1 protein-coding gene is annotated in these 1,287 nt (G+C 59.3%); it reads right to left on the bottom strand.

Annotated features, from left to right (window positions below; translation table 11 throughout):
- Nucleotides 1–40 precede the first annotated feature (40 nt).
- A protein-coding gene (locus tag FQ755_RS00015) for an IS3 family transposase (protein ID WP_144150084.1) occupies nucleotides 41–1,224 on the bottom strand; the annotation gives its coding sequence in 2 pieces (ribosomal slippage) (nucleotides 41–960 and nucleotides 960–1,224; 1,185 coding nt in all).
- Nucleotides 1,225–1,287 lie beyond the last annotated feature (63 nt).

Raw genomic sequence — 1,287 nt, 5'->3', positions numbered from 1 at the left:
TGACCTTGCCCCCGTTTGACGAACCCCATAGCTGGGTGAATTATGCGGCTTCGCCTCTATGAGCCGCGAACCAGTTCTTTTCGAATGTCATGGGGCTGACGTAATCGAGCGTTGAATGTAACCGGCGCGCGTTGTAAAAGCCCAGCCAGTCAATCACCTCATCCATTGCTGCCCGCCGGGTGGGGAAGTGTCGTCCGTGCATGCGTGCTACCTTCAGCGAACCCCATAGACTTTCCGTCGGCGAGTTATCCCAACAATTTCCACGTCGGCTCATCGACGAACGCATGCCGTAGGCCTTCAACGCGTCCTGAAACAGGCCGCTGCAATACTGGCTGCCCCTGTCGCTATGCACGATTACGCCGGCGTCAGGGCGACGCCGGAACCACGCCATTCGCAACGCGTCCGTGACCAGTTCAGCCTTCATGTGCGGCTGCATCGACCAGCCCACCACCTGCCTGCTGAACAGGTCGATGATGGCCGCGAGGTAGACCCAGCCTTCGGCTGTCGCCAGGTACGTGATGTCGGTCGTCCAGACTAGGTTCGGTGCGTTAGCGGTGAAGTCGCGCTCCAACAGATTCGGCGCCACCGGCAAATCGTGGTTCGAGTTCGTCGTCGCGATGTACTTGCGCTTGTGGCGGGCTCGAATGCCATGCTGCGCCATCAGTTTGCGAACCCGTTCTTTGCCCACGCGCACGCCTTGCGTGAGCAACTCCTTCCACATGCGAGGCCAGCCGTATTCGCCCTTGACCTGCATGTGAATCGCCTTGACTTGCGCGAGCAGTGCATCGTTGCTTACGCGGCTACGGTGCGGCTTGTCGTGCGCGGTGCGTTGCCGGCGCTGATGATATCCGCTGGGACTGACTTCCAGCACTTCGCATAGGACCGAGACTGGCCAGTGGCGTCGATTGTGCTCGATGAACGCGTACTTCACATCGATTCCTTCGCGAAGTACGCTGCGCACTTTTTTAATATGTCTCGCTCCATCTTCAGGCGCGCTACCTCCGCACGCAGCCGCGCCAACTCCATCTGTTCCGGGCTCACAGGCTTCGTGCCTGCGCCCGCCAGCTTGCCTTCCCGGTCAGCTTTCACCCAGTTGTACAGCGTCTGTTCAACCACACCCAGTGTCGCCGCCACTGCTGCCATGCTTTGCCCGGCTTTGACCAGTCGTACCGCTTCCAGCTTGAACTCGAGCGTGTACTGTGCCCGCTTTGCCTTGCTTGTCATCGTTCTTCTCCTTGCTTGAGTTTACCTGCTCAGCAAGGGATTCGTTTTTCGGGGGCAAGCTCA

Source organism: Paraburkholderia sp. BCC1885, from assembly GCF_900996235.1.
Taxonomy (GTDB): Bacteria; Pseudomonadota; Gammaproteobacteria; order Burkholderiales; family Burkholderiaceae; genus Paraburkholderia.
This window is presented reverse-complemented; position numbering and strand designations above follow the sequence as displayed.